Origin of the sequence: Paenibacillus sp. Marseille-P2973, from assembly GCF_018101095.1 — a bacterium.
Lineage (GTDB): Bacteria > Bacillota > Bacilli > Paenibacillales > Paenibacillaceae > Fontibacillus > Fontibacillus vini.
In genome coordinates, this window is the sequence record NZ_JAGQEH010000001.1 from 90477 (window position 1) to 105852 (window position 15376).

A 15376-nucleotide genomic window follows, 5' to 3' on the forward strand; every position below is an offset into this window, starting at 1 on the left:
CCCAAGTGCGTTGCTATGCAGCAATCAAGCCGCTATACAGTTTGTAATTCCCCCGCGCCAATCCATACCTGCCCATCCTCTATCTTGACCGGCACCATTTGCGCCTGGCCGGTGTCCGGAGCTTGAACCAGACCGGTGGTCAGATCGATTTTCCAGTCGTACAGCGGATCGTACAAGTAATGTCCCGAAACAATCCCTTCCGCAAGCGGTCCGCCTTTCGGATGAGGATTCTTATTTACAGCTGCGAAAATCCGGTTATCGGAGAGGCGGAAGACGGCAATCTGCCGCCCCCCGATCTCGACTACACGTCCGATCTGTACCAGAAAATGGTCCACAGCACCTACAGAAATGAATTCGATTTTATCCTTAGTCATGTATCGTACTCTCCTCTCACTATTAACCAATATTTACAGTTGATTACCCACTTCCAGGCGATTGAACATTTTGTCGCTGTTCTCGTTGTCGCGAATCGCTTTCTTCCACGGATCCTCGACTTGCTGCAGAGCAAATTCAATCCGTTCCATAAGCGCTTTCCGATTCTCAGGATTATCTACTACAGCGGTCTTGATCTGTTCCAGACCGATGCGTTCCACCCATTCCGAGGTTCTCTCAAGATAGTTGCCGGTTTCACGGTAGTACTGCATAACCGCACCGACAATTTCGATCAGTTCTTCATCGGTCTTCACTTTGCAGAGCGAATCCGCAAGTCGGGCTTTGATCCCGCCGTTACCGCCTACGAAAATTTCCCATCCGCCGTCATTACCGACGATCCCGATATCCTTCGTGCACGATTCCGCGCAGTTCCGCGGGCATCCGTTCACAGCCAATTTGAATTTGGCAGGGAAGTCGAGACGCTCGAATTTGCGTTCCAGCGTAGCCCCCATTCCCATCGAATCCTGGGTGCCGAATCGGCAGAACTGCGAACCGACGCAGGTTTTCACCGTGCGCAGCGATTTAGCGTACGCATAGCCCGAAGGCATGTCGAGTTCTTCCCAAACTTTCGGCAAATCCTCTTTTTTGACGCCGATCAAATCAAGCCGTTGACCGCCGGTTACTTTAACCACCTTCACATCGTATTTCAGCGAAATGTCCGCAATCCGTTTCAATTCTTCCGGTGTGGTCACACCGCCATACATGCGGGGAACGACAGTATAGGTTCCGTCCTTCTGAATATTCGCGTTCATCCGCTCGTTGACAAACCGCGATTCCTTTTCGTCTTCATGCGTATCCGGATTGATCATCCCGAGGTAGTAGTTAATGGCCGGCCGGCACTTCGAGCAGCCTTCCGGTTGGCTCCAACCCAGCACATTCATTACTTCTTTAGTTGTTTGCAGGCCCTTCTCCTTGATTTCGGCCACGATTTCATCACGGCTCAAGGTAGTGCAGCCGCAAATTCCTTGTTTGGCTGTTGACTTGAAGCCGTCCCCAAGCACATACTGCAAAATTTGCTCAACCATCGGTTTGCAGCCTCCGCAAGAACGGGTGGCTCCGGTGCATGCTTTGATTTCATCAACCGTTGTCATGCCTTGATTCGTAATTACGTCTACGATCGTACCTTTGGTAACGCCGTTGCAGCCGCATACGATTTCTTCATCCGGCATGCTTTCCACGGATGTGGTCTTCTTGGCCCCGCCGCCGCAGCAGCCGGTTCCCATCAATGTACCGTACAATTCATCCGTCATGACCGTTTTCTGTTTAATCAGCTTTTGCAGTTCAGCCGAATCCGTAATATCACCGAAGAGTACGGCACCGACCATAACTCCGTCTTTCAGCAAAATTTTCTTGTAGGTACGTTTCCAATCATCTTTATTCGCAATCACGGTGTGCTCCGGACCATCGATGAATTCACCGGTCGAGAACACGTCAACGCCCGAAATTTTAAGCTTGGTCGATACGACCGAACCTTCATACGGAGGAGCTTCGACGCCGCTAATGTGTTTGGCCAGCACCATGCCCTGTTCGAATAAAGGAGCAACCAGGCCGTAGCAGGTGCCACGGTGTTCCGTACATTCGCCGACCGAGTACACGCCTTCCATCGAGGTTTGCATATAGTCGTCAACAACAATCCCTCGATTGACGGTAATTCCGCTTTCCTTGGCAACCGCGACATTCGGTTTGATCCCTACCGCCATTACGACAAACTCGGCATCCAATACACTATCGTCGGCAAACCGCAGGCCGCTGACTCTCGTGTCGCCCAGCAATTCGGCCGTTTGCGCGCCCATTTTGAATTTGATTCCCTGGCGCTCGAGCTCCGATTTCAGCATCGAAGCGGCTTGGTGATCAAGCTGACGCTCCATCAAGTCCTCCATCAAGTGAACGACCGTAACATCCATCCCAAGCTGAACCAGCCCTTTGGCTGCTTCAAGGCCAAGCAATCCTCCGCCGATGACGGCTGCTGTACGGCAGGTTTTAGCCGCTTCCAGCATTTGATTGCAGTCGGCGATGTCGCGGAAACCGACTACGCCTTCTTTGTCGCTGCCTGGAATCGGCAAAATGAACGAGTTGGAACCTGTAGCAATCAGCACCTTGTCATAAGGCACCCGCATTCCGTCCGCCGTAACTACTTCTTTAGTCTGCTCATCGATTTTGGCAACCGTAGTTCCCGTATGCAGCGTAATTCCATTCTCCCGGTACCAGTTCAAATCGTTAAGCACGATATCATCGATCGTTTTGCTGCCTTCCAAAACATAAGATAACATAATCCGGTTATAGTTGGGATGCGGCTCGCTCCCGAACACCGTAATATCAAATCTCTTCGTCAATTTCAAAATTTGTTCGACAGCGCTGATTCCCGCCATCCCGTTACCGATCACCACGAGTTTTTCTCTATCTGTTCCCATATTGGAATTGCCTCCTTCAAAATGCAATCGTTTCATTGTCCACTAACATTTTCTTTTTCTTTGATAACTTAATTATAATTTAAAATTCAAAATAGATTGTGATCTATTTCACACTAAATGTGAAACTTATCACAATATTGTTCATACTTTTTTATGTTTTTCTATTGAAAAACATAATTTTTTCCCTCCTGCTCAAGGAGGGAAGGTCCATATTCCACTTTTCTCTGCTTATAAAGACGTGTAACGAGGAAACAAAATGTTATTTTCAAGGTGAATATGACTAAATGTCATCCCTTCCAGCTCTTCCAATCGTGCATAAGTCGTACGGTACGTCGTACAAGCATGCGCCGGCGGCTGAAAATCTCCGGTAATATCTCTCAAGCGTTTCAAAATCTTGCCTGCCCCGTCATGCTCCGCTTCCAATTCTGTAATCGCCGCAAGCATTTTATTTAGAACTTCTTGTTCTTGACCCAGTTCCCAATTTATCATTTTCGGAAAAACTTCCGCTTCTTCCTTGGCTGTATGTTCAAGCAGTTCGTTTCGGAGCTGGCCGTACAGTTGTTCTACTTCGACTAAATGAGGATCGTGCCCGCCATGTACGCGAGAGACCTTGATTACACTCTTATGCAGCTCCGGCAATTCTTCACGCAAATAAGCGTGATGCTTATTCACGATATGCCCGATAAGGGTTTGCGAATCCGCATCGGTCCAGGAATCCCTCTCCTCCGCATTCGGATGATCCGCGGCCAGTTTTGCCAAATCGGATAGCAGTTCATCGACTTCCAGATTTCTTTCCTCTGCCGCCTCTTGAAGAGGCCGGTTACCACCGCAGCAAAAGTCAATTTTGCGGCGACGAAAATAATCTGCTGATTTCGGGAATTCAAGTACGATATCCCGGACTAAACTTTTCTTGTCGAATAGCAGCTTCTGCTCCATCACACCTATCCCCTCCTGTTTAGCATCTCTAATCCAACTATATTCAATTTAGCGCACCTTTACCCCCGGCTTTGTGATTGGCGTCACAAACCTTTTGTCCATTCTGCGCAAAAAAGCTTCCCAAGAGACATTAACTCTGGGAAGCTTTGAATCTGCCACTATTCATTTATGTGTTTTGGTGGATGTTATAACGTTATGACTTTAATACATCGTGGTCCACGTAGCGTTCGCCATTCAGTTCACTGATCAGCTCGATGGCTACTTTAGCGCCGTCACCCGCCGTAATAATCGTGTGAACGCTTACGCCGGCGACCGTACCAGCAGCCCATATCCGCGGATTGCTTGTGCGTCCGTTTCCGTCGGTGTCGATCACGGTCTTGATTCTAGGTTCTCTGCCTTCCTTAAGCTCAAGGCCGATCGCCCCCGCCAATTCCGTCAATGCTCCGGTTGCCAGGATCACATGGGATGCCTCATAGCTTCGGCCGGATTCCGTCTTTACGGTCACTTTGGATCCGCCGTTCGTATCCACTACCGTAACTTTCTCCTCAATGAACTTGGCTCCGAACTTCTGGGCCTGCTCCCGACCGATTTTTAGCAAATCCGGTCCGGAAATGTCCTTGGCTCCATAGTGATTCTCAATCCATGCCCGTTTCGTCATACTGGCATTGCTGTCAAGAACCAGGGTTTCCTTCCCTGCCTTGGCCAGAAATAATGCTGCGCTAGATCCTGCTGGTCCCGCTCCGATTACTATTACCTCAGCCACAAGTACACCCACTTTCTATATAATTCGTGCCGCTCCGCTGCGGGATAACGGCACGTAGACTACTCGATCCACTGCTCAGCCCAGCATTGCACCTGTTCCATGACCGGACTTAGCGCTCTTCCTTTTTCCGTCAGTTCGTATTCAATGCGTACTGGAGTTTCGGGATAGACATGCCGGTCGACGATCCCCTCGTTCTCCAGATCCTTCATCCGTTCGGAGAGCATCTTATCGCTCATGGCCGGAATCCCGTTAGAAATGTCCTTAAAACGCTTGGGTCCGCTCATCAATGTATGAATGATCAGACCGTTCCAGCGTTTGCCGAGAATCACAAACGCGGATTCAAAACGTGGACACATCGCGAAATTATTATCTTCCATCTGAATTCACCTCTTAATATATAAACCGATATTGGAGCCGTATGAGACTTACAATTAGTTAGTATATTTCATCATAGCATATTTGATAAGGAATGAACACCTGCGTTTCACGCCACGTCTATCTTGAATTATACAACAATTCCTTGATATGAAAAAGCGGCTGCCGGGCGGCAGCCGCTACATGCTAAGTATATTTCGGTTCCCGGAAACTTATACCCACCACATATCTGCGGCGGAATCCTCGATCAGGATTTGCTGTAGGTTTCGAACCGCTTTGGTAAATCCTTCTTCTGTGGACATCAATCCGTCCTCATGCTCGATGCTGACCACATAATCGTATCCGTGCAGTCTTAGAGCGCTGATGATGTCGGCCCAGGTCTTGAGGTCATGACCGTAGCCTACCGTGCGGAATTGCCATGCACGGTCCAGCATTGCCGTATATGGCTGCATGTCCGTAATGCCATACCGGTTGACATTGACCGGATCGATCGTTGTATCCTTGGCATGGAAATGATGGATCGCGTTCTCCCGGCCCAAAATGGAAATCGCCTGCACCGGATCGATTCCTTGCCACCACATGTGGCTTGGGTCCAGGTTGGCACCGATGACCTCGCCGGCCGCCTCGCGCAAACGAAGCAGTGTAGCCGGGGTGTGCACGGAGAACCCGCCGTGCAGCTCAAGTCCGATTTTCACATGATGATCTGCGGCATATTTGCCCCATTCGGTCCAGTAAGGAATCACTTTGTTCTCCCACTGCCAATCCAGGACTTCCTTGAAGTCATTCGGCCATGGAGCTACCGGCCAGTTCGGATACTTGGCATCCTCATGGTCACCGGGACATCCGGAGAACGTATTTACAACCGGAACCTCCAGAAGCTCAGCCAATTGAACCGTCTTCACATACACATCGTGGAACTCTTTGGCAATTGCCTTTTGCGGATGCAGCGGGTTGCCGTGGCAGCTCAGCGCGCTGATGGTGAGGCCGCGGGATTCCACCGCCTTCTTGAAGTTATCGCGTGCCGTTTTGTTCTCCAGCAGTTCGTCCGGGTTGCAATGCGCATTGCCGGGATGGCCGCCGGTGCCGATCTCCACCGCTTTTAATCCTTGAGCGGCTACCAGATCCAACGCTTCCTCAAGCGGACGTCCTCCAAACAGTACGAGAAAAACACCTAATTTCATATCCATACCTCCTCAGGTAACTGAAATGCTCTTTTCTATATAATAAGTTCATGTGTGCTGCATTAATCAAAATAAACGGTTTTGCCTGTTCTAGCCGATTCATAAATCGCTTCAAGAATTTCCGTTACGACGAGTGCCTGCTCGGGTTTGACAAGCGGTTCCTTGTCTTCAAGTACGGCTTCCACCCAGGCTCTGGCTTCGCGTACCGCGTCCGTTTCCTGCTCGCCTTCAAAGAAAGCTACGCCGCCGGAACCGAAATCAACTTTCGTTTCATACAAACGGCTCATTTTTTCGCCATTCAAGCGCAAACCGTCATTCATATCGGCTCCGCCTTCCGTTCCGCACAGCAAAGTTCTCGCTTCTCCGAAATCCAGTACGTTAAGCGCCCAACTGGACTCCAGCGCAATCGTCGCTCCGTTCTTCATGGTAATGAAGCCGAAGGCGGAATCCTCTACTTTAAATTGCTCCGGATCCCAAGGACCGAACGCATTGGCCGCATTCTCTCGGCTGCCAAGCTTGTGGAATACCGAGCCGGTAACGCTTTTCGGTTCGTAATTGTCCATCAGCCACAGGGTCAAGTCCAATGCGTGGGTGCCGATATCGATCAGCGGTCCTCCGCCTTGTTTCTCTTCGTCGAGGAACACGCCCCAGGTTGGAACCGCACGGCGGCGGAGCGCCAGCGCCTTGCCGAAGTAGATATCGCCGAGCTCCCCGTTCTCGCACAACTGCTTCAGGTATAAGCTGTCGCTGCGGAACCGGTTCTGATAGGCGATGCTGAGCTTCTTGCCGGTACGTTTAGCGGCATCCAGCATTTGACGGGCTTGTTCAGCCGTTTTGGCCATCGGCTTCTCGCACATAACATGTCTGCCGGATTCCAGCGAAGCTACGGTAATCTCGGCATGGGAATCGTTTGGCGTGCAGACATGCACGACATCAACATCGCTTTCTTCAAGCAGTTTGCGGAAATCAGTGTACACCTTTGCGCCTTCAATGCCGTATTCGGCAGCCGCCTTGGCTGCGCGTTCTTCAACGATATCGCAGAAGGCCGTCATTTCCACTTGCGGCTGCTTGGCAAGGCTAGGCAGATGTTTGCCGTTTGCGATACCACCGCATCCGATAATTGCAACTTTTAATGTTTTAGACATTGAGTTTTCCTCCTTTTTGTGCGTAATCGCGTACCCATTTCATGCTTGTCGCGATACTTTCCAACGGTTCATTTGCGCAATAATCCTGTTCCACTACAATCCAGCTCACTCCCGCGTCAATCGCAGCATCCGCAATGTCCGCAATAGGAATTTCACCCTTGCCGAGCTCCACTGTTTCCGCTGAGCCGTCAGGTTTTGTAATCATGTCCTTTAGATGGAGCAGCGGCATGCGACCCTTGTACTTGGAGATGTATTCCAGCGGACTGAACCCTGCGTAGCTGACCCAGCAGGAATCCAATTCCACTTGAATCAATTCAGGCGGAATCTGCGAATAGATCGCGTCGAGCACCGTCTCATCACCCAGCTTCTGGGTCAATTCAAACTCATGGTTGTGATAGCAGAGTACCATGTCCTCCTCGGCGCAGCGGTTGCCGATTTTTTTCAAATCCTCAATCACTTCCGCCCAGCGGGTGCGGTCAGCTTCCTCCAGGAAAGGAAATATAAGATAGCGGTTGCCGATTTCTTTATTGTAAGCGATTTCCTCATCCAGCGCATCGCGGAGCCTTGCATAAGGAGTATGAGCCCCCAGCGGGGCCAAACCGGTTTCCGCCAATATGGACTTAACCTGCTCAGCGGGACGTCCGTAATAACCCGCGAACTCCACACCTTGATAACCGAGACCGGCCACTTTGCGAAGGGTACCTTCGAAATCCTGTTCCATCGCATCGCGTACTGTATAAAGTTGCAATCCTAATTGTACCATTTTAAGTCACCCCGTATTTATTTTTTGACTATTTCATTTCAATAGCTCTGGCCTCTACCAAACGACCATCCTTATCAACCTGCAGCCGGCCCGCACTGCCCAGTTCAACATGTCGGCCCTCTCTGGAGGACTGTTCAAAAGCATGCATCGCTTCCAGCACATGATAGGCTACTATGCCGCTCGCCTGGTGCTCTCCGCCTTCGAAGATGGCCCTCGCCATATCTTCAAGCCCTCTGCCCCGTTCATTCGGTCCGGACTCGAATACGGGCGCCAGTACTTCCCACTCCTGCGATCCATGACGGCGGACTTTGACTTCACCGTTAAAATAGTTCGGATCCGGAAGAGATAACGTTCCTTTGGTACCGTAAATTTCGATCCAGGGCAACGTGCTTCCGCCCGGAATGTCAAAGCTCATCACCATCGTGCCGATGGCTCCCCCGACAAAATCGAGTGTTCCGCTGTAGTGCGTTGCCGTCCGTACCGGAATGCTTTGTCCGGCCCGCGGACCCGATTGGATCACCCGCTCCGGAAGCGGGCTTCCCGCACTGCCGCTGATCCGGCTGATCGGTCCAAGCAGCTGCACAAGGGCCGTCAAGTAATACGGACCCATATCAAACATCGGCCCTCCGCCTTCCGCATAAAAGAAGTCGGGGTTAGGATGCCAATCCTCCGGGCCTGCTCCCATCATAAAAGCGGTTGCAGCTACCGGCTTGCCGATCCATCCGTCTTGGATAGCCCGGCGGCTCGTCTCAATGCCCGCTCCCAGAAACGTATCCGGGGCACAGCCGACTCGCAGATGTTTTGACGCCGCCAAATCTAGGGTCGCTCTCGCATCCGCCAGCGAAACGGACAATGGCTTTTCCACATATACATGCTTGCCACTGTTCAGCGCACTCAGGTTTACCGATGCGTGAGACGACGGAATCGTCAGGTTCAAAATAAGATCGATATCCTGCCGCTCCAAAAGTTCTTCCACAGTGCATACGTTTGCAATCCCGTATTCTTCTGCCCGCTCCTTCGCTTTCTCCGGCAATAAATCCGCCAGGGCGTGAACTTGGATCACGTCACTCTGCGAAAGATAAGTTAAATAGGCAGGGCTGATATTGCCGCAGCCAATAATTCCTAATTTCATTTTTGTCATTCTCATCACTCCTCCCGAAGCGATACGGATGTCAGTCGACTCTTCTACATGGTATTTCAATTTGCATCTTTGTAAAATGAATAATATGATTGAAACATGAACAATCTGGTCATTATTTTTTGAGAAGCACAGGAGAATGCCCCTTATGGATCATCTAAACCTGCAAATATTGCTAGCCGGTTATTCGGTGCACAGAAAGCCGTTCCATAGCATCCAGCCCGACGGATTAGATAGCCACCTGATTCGGTTTCAGACTGCAGGCCGCTGCCGGACCCGAATCGACGGACGTCTGGAATTGGTCGAGCCCGGGGACTTGCTGCTCGTTGAACCCGGAGAGCCTTACGAACTGCGGATCGAAGCCGAGAACAGCCCGCTTGGTGAAACCGTAGTCAACAGCGGGGATTATCATATCTTTTTGTCGGGAGATTGGGTGGACAACTGGTGGAAGAAGCATACCCGGCCCAAAAAAATCAGACTCCCGCTTTCCGAGGGGATTCTGGGAGCATTCCGGCAAATTATGCTGGAGCAGCAGCGGATCTCCAATCCATCTCCGGAAATTGCGGAATACTATTTGAAGATCTTGTGCATGGATATCGACCGGAACTTGCTGCAGCAGCCGCTGCCGACCTTCCCAACCTATCTTGCCCATCAGATCAAAAGTTATATCGAGGAAAACGCCGCCTCCCCCTTTAAGCTGGAGGACGCCGCCGCCCATGTCGGGATCAGCGTGTCTCGCGCGGTTCATCTGTTCAAAGAAGCGTTTGATACCAGTATTATTCAATACACGCTGGAAGTCCGATTAAACATGGCCCGTGAGCGGATTATATTCAGTCCACTGACGTTGGAGCATGTTGCCGAGAGCTCGGGATTTCCAAGCTACAATTATTTTCACAAAGTGTTCCGTAAAAGATACGGGATGTCCCCGAAGCAATTTCGGCTTGCCGCCAGGGGTTCAGGCGCAGCTAATTAAGCTATTTGTTCGTGCACTTCTGTCCATTAAAAAAACGCCACCGTACCCTCCAGCTTGGAGGTTGGGTGGCGTTTTCCTATGATTTAGGGTCTACCGGTTAGGTCGGCTGATTCCCGTGCTTCAAGGTTTGCTCAATCTGGCGTCGGCGTTCCTTCTTTTTCTTGACCATGGTGCCAAGAGCTACGACTCCGATAATAGCGATGACTTCAAAACCATATTTGACCAATCCGTTTGCAAACCAGTCGTGAATGAGCGGTTCCTCGACCAGCATTTTTGCAGCCGTCCAGGCTAGCACCGCAGCCCCGATCGTAATAACTACCGGGAAGCGTTCCGTAAGCTTCAGGATCATAGTGCTGCCCCAAACCATAATCGGGACGGAAACGGCCAGTCCGATCACGACGAGCAGGAAATCTCCATGCGCGGCACCTGCCACGGCCAATACGTTATCCAGCCCCATCATCGTATCCGCAATAATGATAGTACGGATAGCCGCCCACATTTGGTTGCCTGCATTTATCTCATGATTTTTCTCGTCAATAAGCAGCTTGTAGGCGATCCATAGCAGCGCCAGTCCCCCGACGAGACGAAGTCCCGGAATGTTAAGCAATTCCAGTACAAGCAACGTCATGATAACACGTACGATGATAGCCCCGACGGTCCCCCATATAATTACTTTTTTCTGATCCGCCTTTTGTACGTTTCTTGCCGCAAGCCCGATCACGATAGCATTGTCTCCGGCAAGAACGAGGTCGATCAGAATGATGGATAGCAAAGCCATCCAAAATTCCGGGCTCATAAAATCCATGTTCTCTCCCCTTTCTGTTCTCTACATTCTGTATACTCTGGTTTTCGGCATAAAAAAATACGCCGCGCTCATATTGGGCACGACGCATTATCGCATCAAAAAAGACCTTTACCCAATACTCGCCGGGCAAAGGTCTCGCTAACAACGAAAGGTTGCCAATAAAGCCGGGGCGATGAACCCGTAATGACGACTTTATTGTATCTAGCTACTCCCCTTTGGGAACCATGCATGTTTAATTGAAGTTAGTATAGCATGAACAGAGCGATAACGCTAGATTTTTCATAGTTATTTCAGAGAAACCAGCCAACGTCTCATCAATTCCGCTCATTTCTCTTTTCAGATTTGGTATGATACAAGGGGAGAAAAAGGAGGCACCATGAAAAAGTGGACAACTCTGGCGGTGTATGCCGCAGCTTTTGTATTAGCTTACACATATAAAGACGCGTTGATCGCATGGGTTACCGGGAACCCTCCTTTGTGGATCCTGATCGTACTTTCCACAGTGCTCGCCGTATTCCCCATCATGCCCTACCGCCTGGTTATTGCAGCGGCAGGCTATATGATGGGCGCCTTAGGCGGCGGCCTCGTGACTTTAATCGGCTCCACCCTGGCAGGCGCTCTGCTTTATTGGGGATCGGCCTATGGGTTCCGGGACGCGGCCCAAGCCTGGACTGCCCGGATCAAGCCGCTGAAAGCGATAAGCAAAGCCATCGATTCTCGGCCGTTTGAAGCGATCGTCATTTGCAGACTGATACCCGTGCTTCCCCAAACCCCGGTAAATATATATGCGGGGGCTTACGGCATCCCCTTTTTCACCTACCTCTCGGCCTCCGTGTTCGGCAAGCTGCCCAGCGTTTTCTTGTACGCTTTCTTGGGAGCGTCGCTGTTCAGCAAGCCCTGGATCGCGTTAGGATCGGCATGCGTGTACATGCTGTTTCTTCTGCTGGTATTGTGGGTTTATAGAAAAAGAAGAAAAGGAAATCATATCGCGAGTTTTGGCTTTCGGGCAAAAAGCGATATAATGGAAGCCGAAGTAACGGGAGACATTTCATCTCCCAACGAAACGGAGGGATCGTCATGAATTCATCACAGGCTGCTGGCCTGGAACTCGCTACCTTTGCCGGAGGCTGTTTCTGGTGCATGGTGTCGCCTTTTGAAGAACTCCCGGGGATCCATGGGATTATCTCGGGGTATACCGGAGGACATATCGAAAATCCGACTTACGAGCAAGTCTGTTCCGATCAGACCGGTCATTATGAGGCCGTGCAAATTACGTTCGACCCGGCCGTATTTCCGTACAGGAAACTGCTGGAAATGTTCTGGCAGCAAATCGATCCGACCGATGAGGGAGGACAATTCCATGACCGGGGCTCGTCTTACCGGACAGCTATTTTTTATCATAATGAACAACAGCGGTTAGAAGCGGAGCAGTCCAAGAAAGAGCTTGCGGAGAGCGGCCGGTTCGATAAGCCGATCGTTACGCAAATCCTTCCCGCGGCCCCTTTCTATGCGGCTGAGGAATATCACCAAGGGTATCATAAAAAGAACCCGCTCCATTATAAACGTTATCGCAAAGGTTCGGGACGCGAGGACTTTATTGAGCGGCACTGGTCCGGCCCGGCGAATCCGGAGGAACTCAAAACCAAGCTGACGCCGATCCAATATGAAGTCACGCAGAACAGCGCCACCGAGCGCCCGTTTACCGGCGAATACTGGGACCATACCGGTGAAGGAATCTATGTGGATATCGTATCGGGAGAGCCGCTCTTCAGCTCGCGCGATAAATTCGATGCAGGCTGCGGCTGGCCGAGCTTCACTCGCCCCTTGCGCGATTACAGCATCAAGGAGAAGACCGATACCAGCCATTTCATGATCCGCACGGAGGTCCGCAGCCGGGAAGGCAATTCTCATTTGGGTCACGTGTTCGATGACGGACCTCAGCCAACCGGTCTCCGCTACTGCATTAACTCTGCTGCTCTTCGCTTCGTACCGAAGGAGGATCTGGAGAAGGAAGGCTACGGGGAGTATAAACATTTGTTCCAATAAGATTCCATCATTAAAAGCTATCGCTAAATATAAAAATGCGCTCCTGCCGTCTCGATCTGAGGCAAGGGTGCATTTTTATTTTATTTATGGGATTCAGCGGACTCACTTCTCCTGTTCGGAATCTTGCGTCCTGCCTTGTTCCTGCTTCTTTTTTGCTCGAAAACGGCGTACCTTCATCAAATTACCGCACGTTTTATCATCGCAATATTTTTTGGTCCGGTTACGGGTATCATCATAGAAAACCCATCTGCAATCGGGATTATCGCAAATCCGAATCCTTCCCCCTTCTCCTTCGATAAGACTCTGCAAAAAACTGGCGGCCACTTCCGCCATCACTTGATGCCAGTCCTCCCGAACCGGAGTCAGGCCGATCCCAAGTTCTCCGCCTTCCAACTTCGCTTTCCGCTTCACTGGACCCAAATCCAGCATGCGGTTAAGCTCATCCACATCCTCTGCGGCTAGTGTGGCGCCGGCGGCGCAACGCACCGACATGTCATGCAAGCGACTCCGAAACTGCCGCATAACACCGATCGTTTCATCATCCGCAGGCACCTGCGCTTTTAATTGCCATTGATTTAAATAGTAGGTTTGCCATTTTTCTTGACCCAGCCGATCTTCGGAGTATCCGCTCCCCTTCCAGTCATGCCACTCGCTATTCAAAAAATCGCTCCACAGCGTCTCCACGTCCGCTACCTCCAAAACGCATGTAACTATCTATACATTAAATAAGTGGTTACATTCCGATGTTTGATGTGCTACAATCTCATTGTAACCTCTAAAAGCAGTTTTAACCAGTTACCATCTACCAAAGGAGATGAAACAATGAGCATCAATTCCGTAGATTTGTTGTCCATTCAAAAAGACAATACCTGGGATCGCGAAGAATGGATTGTTCCCCTTTCCGTAGCCCTTCAAAGCGTTACCGCCGAACAAGCCGAATGGACTCCTCCCGGCGGAGGCAATTCAATCCGTGAAACGGTGAACCATATCAATTACTATAACAAGCGGATTCTCAACCGGCTTAAAAATATCCCCTCCGTTCCGGGAGTTCAGACTAACGAAGAGACGTTCTCCAATCTGGAGCATCCTGCGGGCGCCGAGGGCTGGATTGCGACTTTGGCCGAAACGGAACGAACCGCGTACGAGCTTCGCCAAGCCATCTCCGGACTGAAGGACAGCGATTTGCAGGCTCCTTATTCGGACAAATCCGGCGAGGTAAAGCTCGGCGAGGAATTGTCCCGCTGGCTGCTGCATGACGCCTATCATGCCGGCCAGATTGTGCTGATCCGCAGACAGCAAGGTTCATGGCGGTCCTAGACATAGACAATAGTTTCTTTGCTTCGTATCGGGGTAATGACAAGATATAATCACCGGTAAGGAGGAGTTCGTCATGCCCTGGAAAAAAAATGATTACCCGCCGTCCATGAAGAACCTGGACCCCCGGGTGAGGAACAAAGCGGTCGAAATTGCCAACGCCCTGCTCGAAGAGGGCTATGAGGAAGGCCGGGCGATCGCCATCGGTACGGCCAAGGCGGAGGAATGGGATAAGAACCATCCTCAAGACGATCGGTAACATACAAAAAAAACAGCTTGAGCCTCCGGCTCAAGCTGTTTTCTTCTTCATCCCGTAAGGGATTTGACGTGGTGCAATTTCTCTCCGTCCGTAATGGACGGTCCAGGTAATCATTTTTCCGGCAATCAACACTGCCATAATGGTAAACATCGTTTCTTTAAACGGTAAGTATAGCAATGAGACCATCAGCACTAGCGCATCCATCATGATAAACACGGTTCCGATCTTAATCCCGGACCATTGACTTATCATCATCGATAAAGTATCATCTCCGCCCGTTGCTCCGCCCGTCCGGATGACGAGGCCTGCGCCCAGTCCTGTCAGGAGGCCTGACAATAGCGCCGCCAGCGGCAAATTTGCGCTTAAGTTCACCGTCAAAGGCGAGAACCGTTCACACAATTCATAAAATGCCGAGAACGCCATCGAAGCAATCAGCGTATTCACAATAAACTTCCGGCCTTTCAAGAATATGGCCAAAATAAAAATCGGAACATCCAATGCGATCATCGAAAGCGCCGGCGGTAAATCGAACAAATATTTGCCCAGGAGCGCTAGCCCCACGAACCCGCCTTCCGACAATCCGTTCTGAAAATTGATGTGGTAGTACGTAAAAGCCAATAAAAATGAACCGAACAACATCGTCAATAATTGTCTGCCGTCAACTTGCCATCCTGTCTTCTTCCTCATTCGGAATCCCTCTTATCGTAGTTTGGTTGACCTTACGGCCATTCCCTACGCAAAAGAAGGTCCTGGAGGGCTTCATCCTTCGCATTGTAGCACGCTTCTTTCGTAGGGTTGTTGGCCATAAACCGACGCTCCACGAAAAAAGCTAAGT

Annotated in this window: 17 protein-coding genes; 5 read left to right on the forward strand and 12 right to left on the reverse strand. The window is 50.6% G+C overall.

Annotated features, from left to right (window positions below; genetic code table 11):
* Positions 1–32 precede the first annotated feature (32 nt).
* From nirD to KB559_RS00500, 9 genes are all read right to left on the reverse strand, one after another.
* Positions 33–374 (reverse strand): nitrite reductase small subunit NirD, encoded by a 342-nt coding sequence (nirD, locus tag KB559_RS00460; protein ID WP_211019634.1) that lies wholly within the window; start codon positions 372–374, stop codon positions 33–35.
* A 33-nt stretch (positions 375–407) separates the two neighbouring features.
* Positions 408–2843, reverse strand: a complete 2436-nt coding sequence (nirB, locus tag KB559_RS00465; RefSeq protein WP_211019635.1) for a nitrite reductase large subunit NirB — start codon at positions 2841–2843, stop codon at positions 408–410.
* 228 nt (positions 2844–3071) lie between these two features.
* Positions 3072–3779, reverse strand: coding sequence for an iron-sulfur cluster repair di-iron protein (gene ric, locus KB559_RS00470; RefSeq protein ID WP_211020192.1), 708 nt, complete (start codon positions 3777–3779; stop codon positions 3072–3074).
* Between the two features lie 193 nt (positions 3780–3972).
* Complete coding sequence (locus tag KB559_RS00475; RefSeq protein WP_211019636.1) at positions 3973–4542, reverse strand: FAD-dependent oxidoreductase; 570 nt, start codon at positions 4540–4542, stop codon at positions 3973–3975.
* A 59-nt stretch (positions 4543–4601) separates the two neighbouring features.
* The gene (locus KB559_RS00480) at positions 4602–4919 is read right to left on the reverse strand and encodes a winged helix-turn-helix transcriptional regulator (protein WP_211019637.1); all 318 of its coding nucleotides are present in this window, start codon (positions 4917–4919) and stop codon (positions 4602–4604) included.
* Between the two features lie 210 nt (positions 4920–5129).
* Positions 5130–6098, reverse strand: a complete 969-nt coding sequence (locus KB559_RS00485; RefSeq protein ID WP_211019638.1) for a sugar phosphate isomerase/epimerase family protein — start codon at positions 6096–6098, stop codon at positions 5130–5132.
* Between the two features lie 62 nt (positions 6099–6160).
* Positions 6161–7243: a Gfo/Idh/MocA family protein gene (locus KB559_RS00490; protein WP_211019639.1), complete on the reverse strand. Its 1083-nt coding sequence runs from the start codon at positions 7241–7243 to the stop codon at positions 6161–6163.
* Entirely contained in the window at positions 7236–8006 is a 771-nt protein-coding gene (locus KB559_RS00495; protein WP_211019640.1) for a sugar phosphate isomerase/epimerase family protein, read from the reverse strand. The genes KB559_RS00490 and KB559_RS00495 overlap by 8 nt, the downstream gene beginning before the upstream one ends.
* A gap of 28 nt (positions 8007–8034) precedes the next feature.
* The gene (locus tag KB559_RS00500; protein WP_211019641.1) at positions 8035–9147 is read right to left on the reverse strand and encodes a Gfo/Idh/MocA family protein; all 1113 of its coding nucleotides are present in this window, start codon (positions 9145–9147) and stop codon (positions 8035–8037) included.
* Between the two features lie 145 nt (positions 9148–9292).
* On the opposite strand from KB559_RS00500, the gene KB559_RS00505 reads away from it, so the two are divergent.
* Entirely contained in the window at positions 9293–10117 is an 825-nt protein-coding gene (locus KB559_RS00505; protein ID WP_373316772.1) for an AraC family transcriptional regulator, read from the forward strand.
* 97 nt (positions 10118–10214) lie between these two features.
* On the opposite strand, the gene KB559_RS00510 is transcribed toward KB559_RS00505, so the two are convergent.
* Positions 10215–10922: a TerC family protein gene (locus tag KB559_RS00510; protein ID WP_211019643.1), complete on the reverse strand. Its 708-nt coding sequence runs from the start codon at positions 10920–10922 to the stop codon at positions 10215–10217.
* A 376-nt stretch (positions 10923–11298) separates the two neighbouring features.
* On the opposite strand from KB559_RS00510, the gene KB559_RS00515 reads away from it, so the two are divergent.
* Together KB559_RS00515 and msrA are read left to right on the forward strand one after the other, a co-directional pair.
* Entirely contained in the window at positions 11299–12003 is a 705-nt protein-coding gene (locus KB559_RS00515; protein WP_211019644.1) for a TVP38/TMEM64 family protein, read from the forward strand.
* On the forward strand, positions 12000–12968 hold the full coding sequence (msrA, locus tag KB559_RS00520) for a peptide-methionine (S)-S-oxide reductase MsrA (protein ID WP_211019645.1): 969 nt from the start codon (positions 12000–12002) through the stop codon (positions 12966–12968). Before KB559_RS00515 ends, msrA begins: the two co-directional genes overlap by 4 nt.
* A gap of 102 nt (positions 12969–13070) precedes the next feature.
* On the opposite strand, the gene KB559_RS00525 is transcribed toward msrA, so the two are convergent.
* Positions 13071–13652: a CGNR zinc finger domain-containing protein gene (locus KB559_RS00525; RefSeq protein WP_211019646.1), complete on the reverse strand. Its 582-nt coding sequence runs from the start codon at positions 13650–13652 to the stop codon at positions 13071–13073.
* 138 nt (positions 13653–13790) lie between these two features.
* Between KB559_RS00525 and KB559_RS00530 the strand changes: the two genes are divergently transcribed.
* Together KB559_RS00530 and KB559_RS00535 are read left to right on the forward strand one after the other, a co-directional pair.
* Positions 13791–14285 (forward strand): DinB family protein, encoded by a 495-nt coding sequence (locus tag KB559_RS00530; RefSeq protein WP_211019647.1) that lies wholly within the window; start codon positions 13791–13793, stop codon positions 14283–14285.
* Between the two features lie 73 nt (positions 14286–14358).
* Positions 14359–14541 carry a DUF2188 domain-containing protein gene (locus KB559_RS00535; protein ID WP_211019648.1) on the forward strand — a complete coding sequence of 61 codons (183 nt, stop codon included), beginning with the start codon at positions 14359–14361 and terminating at the stop codon, positions 14539–14541.
* Positions 14542–14571: 30 nt separating this feature from the next.
* On the opposite strand, the gene KB559_RS00540 is transcribed toward KB559_RS00535, so the two are convergent.
* On the reverse strand, positions 14572–15228 hold the full coding sequence (locus KB559_RS00540) for a YitT family protein (protein ID WP_211019649.1): 657 nt from the start codon (positions 15226–15228) through the stop codon (positions 14572–14574).
* Between the last annotated feature and the right edge of the window lie 148 nt (positions 15229–15376).

Bases quoted from the DNA above. Each gene is read 5' to 3' on its own strand.
- KB559_RS00535 (WP_211019648.1), top strand. From the start codon at position 14,359: ATGCCCTGGAAAAAAAATGATTACCCGCCGTCCATGAAGAACCTGGAC.
- ric (WP_211020192.1), bottom strand. From the start codon at position 3,779: ATGGAGCAGAAGCTGCTATTCGACAAGAAAAGTTTAGTCCGGGATATC.
- KB559_RS00495 (WP_211019640.1), bottom strand. From the start codon at position 8,006: ATGGTACAATTAGGATTGCAACTTTATACAGTACGCGATGCGATGGAA.
- KB559_RS00485 (WP_211019638.1), bottom strand. From the start codon at position 6,098: ATGAAATTAGGTGTTTTTCTCGTACTGTTTGGAGGACGTCCGCTTGAG.
- nirB (WP_211019635.1), bottom strand. From the start codon at position 2,843: ATGGGAACAGATAGAGAAAAACTCGTGGTGATCGGTAACGGGATGGCG.
- nirD (WP_211019634.1), bottom strand. From the start codon at position 374: ATGACTAAGGATAAAATCGAATTCATTTCTGTAGGTGCTGTGGACCAT.
- msrA (WP_211019645.1), top strand. From the start codon at position 12,000: ATGAATTCATCACAGGCTGCTGGCCTGGAACTCGCTACCTTTGCCGGA.
- KB559_RS00510 (WP_211019643.1), bottom strand. From the start codon at position 10,922: ATGGATTTTATGAGCCCGGAATTTTGGATGGCTTTGCTATCCATCATT.
- KB559_RS00500 (WP_211019641.1), bottom strand. From the start codon at position 9,147: ATGACAAAAATGAAATTAGGAATTATTGGCTGCGGCAATATCAGCCCT.
- KB559_RS00480 (WP_211019637.1), bottom strand. From the start codon at position 4,919: ATGGAAGATAATAATTTCGCGATGTGTCCACGTTTTGAATCCGCGTTT.
- KB559_RS00490 (WP_211019639.1), bottom strand. From the start codon at position 7,243: ATGTCTAAAACATTAAAAGTTGCAATTATCGGATGCGGTGGTATCGCA.
- KB559_RS00540 (WP_211019649.1), bottom strand. From the start codon at position 15,228: ATGAGGAAGAAGACAGGATGGCAAGTTGACGGCAGACAATTATTGACG.
- KB559_RS00505 (WP_373316772.1), top strand. From the start codon at position 9,293: ATGGATCATCTAAACCTGCAAATATTGCTAGCCGGTTATTCGGTGCAC.
- KB559_RS00515 (WP_211019644.1), top strand. From the start codon at position 11,299: ATGAAAAAGTGGACAACTCTGGCGGTGTATGCCGCAGCTTTTGTATTA.
- KB559_RS00530 (WP_211019647.1), top strand. From the start codon at position 13,791: ATGAGCATCAATTCCGTAGATTTGTTGTCCATTCAAAAAGACAATACC.